The sequence below is a fragment of the Lysinibacillus sp. NPDC097287 genome (assembly GCF_044761695.1).
In the GTDB taxonomy this organism is placed as follows: domain Bacteria; phylum Bacillota; class Bacilli; order Bacillales_A; family Planococcaceae; genus Lysinibacillus.
This window is the reverse complement of the sequence record NZ_JBIWCX010000040.1, coordinates 1-1,965: the sequence shown is the minus strand read 5'-3', so window position 1 is coordinate 1,965 and position 1,965 is coordinate 1. Positions and strand designations below refer to the sequence as shown.

The window sequence follows — 1,965 nt, the reverse complement described above, 5'->3', positions numbered from 1 at the left end:
GATTCGGCGATCTGCAACTATCCGAATATGAATCACTCGAACGGGTGAGCCGCCTGGCACAAGGCATCGCGGAGTACGGTCACGCCTTTGTCGCATGGGCCGACTTACACATCGACGACGATTCCCAGTGGGACCGTTTCGAAGAAGCCTACTTCGGCTACTACGACTCACTCGATGACTACGCCGAACAGCTTGCCGACGACCTCGGCTACACGAAGTTACTCAGCGACACAATCCCTGAGTATCTGAAGCCCTACACAAGCTTTGACTCGGAGCAATTCGGTCGCGATATCCACGACGGCGGCGATATTTCGATCTCAGACGCACCGCATGGCGGAATTTGGATATTCGACGGACGGATGTAGCGAAGCCTTACCGGAATCGCGCAATGGACGGCAGCAATAAGTGTTGTAGAAATAACCAACCCATTGAACGAATTGAACGAAAGAATTAGAATAGGAATGAAAAGGAACCCTATTCATGAATCAAGAGCAATCCCGAAAACTCGCTCGAATGCTGCGCTCACGTCGAGAAGAACTCGGCCTATCCGCCAGCCAATTAGCCAGGCGGGCCAACGTCGCTGTAGGCACCGTCACCCGCATTGAGCTCGCGCAGATCCCTGCACCGAAGGTCGAAAGCCTTCGCTCAATCGCGGATGCGCTCGACTTGCCGATCACCGACCTTCTTGCGACAGCGGCACTCCTTCGCGACGACGAATTGCCAACAATGCCGGTCTATCTCAAATTGAAGTATCGCGACATGTCACCCGAAACCCTCGCAGAAATCAACCGCTACGTCGAGAGCATCATGTCCCGGCACGAGCATGCAGCCGCCGGACCAACTGGCGGCGAAGACGAATAAAGAACCACCACAAACACATTCAAACAAACCTATCCGCGGGAAGGAGGACCACCGCATGCCCCACAGCCCTGACTCGACAGTTCACCACAGCATTCTGACCAAACTTCGCGCACTCGTCCCCCACCGGCACCTGTCAATCGAAGAGGCACTACGGATCGCCGAACTTCAAGCAACTCACTTGCTGGCCCTGCAACACATCGACGAAGCACCTGTGCCGTCTGAGGTCATTACAGAATTGCCGAAGCTGCGAGTCGAGTACGCCAACACCCCTGTGTCTGGAGCGTGCTTCTGGGACGGCCACGACTGGGTCATCGAGCTCAACCCCCGGCAGACACACACGAGGCGACGCTTCATACTTGCCCACGAGTACAAACACATCATCGATCATGGCCTCGCGGGATTCCTGTACCCACCCCAAATCTGTAGCCACGGACTCGATCACGCCGAGTACGCGGCCGACTACTTCGCCGGCTGCCTCCTCGTCCACAAAACACAACTCAAAAGAGCGTTCGCACACGGAATTCAGAGCCTTCACGACCTTGCCCGTCATTTCGACGTGACCGAACGCGCGATTGCGACTCGCCTGAAACAAACCGGCCTCAGCGATCCAACCCCGCGGTGCTTGGGCCGGCATCACCAACAACATAATTCAGCTGAAAGGAATCTCATATGAGAAATCTGTCGCCCGACAGCCGAGCCGTCCTCTATCTCCGCGTCTCGACGAAGGACCAAGCGCAACGAGGCGGAGAGCTTGAAGGGTTCTCGATACCCGCCCAGCGAGAGGCATGCCGCAGGAAGGCCGAATCGATGGGCGCAACCGTCATCTCCGAATTCGTCGATGCGGGAGAGTCTGCACGGTCCACCGACCGGCCCGAGCTACAGCGGATGCTCCTAATGCTGAGCTCCGAGGCAGTCGATTTCGTCATCGTTCACAAAGTCGACCGTCTCGCGCGCAACCGAGTGGACGACGTCGAAATCAACGTAGCCATCCAAAAGACTGGTGCTCGCCTTGTCTCCGTTACCGAGAACATCGACGAAACGCCGAGTGGCATGCTCATGCACGGAATCATGAGCTCGATCGCCGAGTTCTACAGCCGGAATCTG

Annotated in this window: 4 protein-coding genes; all 4 read left to right on the top strand. The window is 56.6% G+C overall.

Going from position 1 to position 1,965, the window contains the following annotated elements; genetic code table 11:
• The coding region (locus ACIQ2D_RS21830) for an antirestriction protein ArdA (RefSeq protein ID WP_402867397.1) at positions 1 to 365 on the top strand (365 nt) is incomplete at its 5' end.
• Positions 366 to 480: 115 nt separating this feature from the next.
• Positions 481 to 861 (top strand): helix-turn-helix domain-containing protein, encoded by a 381-nt coding sequence (locus tag ACIQ2D_RS21825; protein ID WP_402867396.1) that lies wholly within the window; start codon positions 481 to 483, stop codon positions 859 to 861.
• A 55-nt stretch (positions 862 to 916) separates the two neighbouring features.
• Positions 917 to 1,534: an ImmA/IrrE family metallo-endopeptidase gene (locus ACIQ2D_RS21820; protein WP_402867395.1), complete on the top strand. Its 618-nt coding sequence runs from the start codon at positions 917 to 919 to the stop codon at positions 1,532 to 1,534.
• Positions 1,531 to 1,965: recombinase family protein (locus ACIQ2D_RS21815; RefSeq protein WP_402867394.1), on the top strand; the 435-nt coding region annotated here is incomplete at its 3' end. The genes ACIQ2D_RS21820 and ACIQ2D_RS21815, both read left to right, overlap by 4 nt.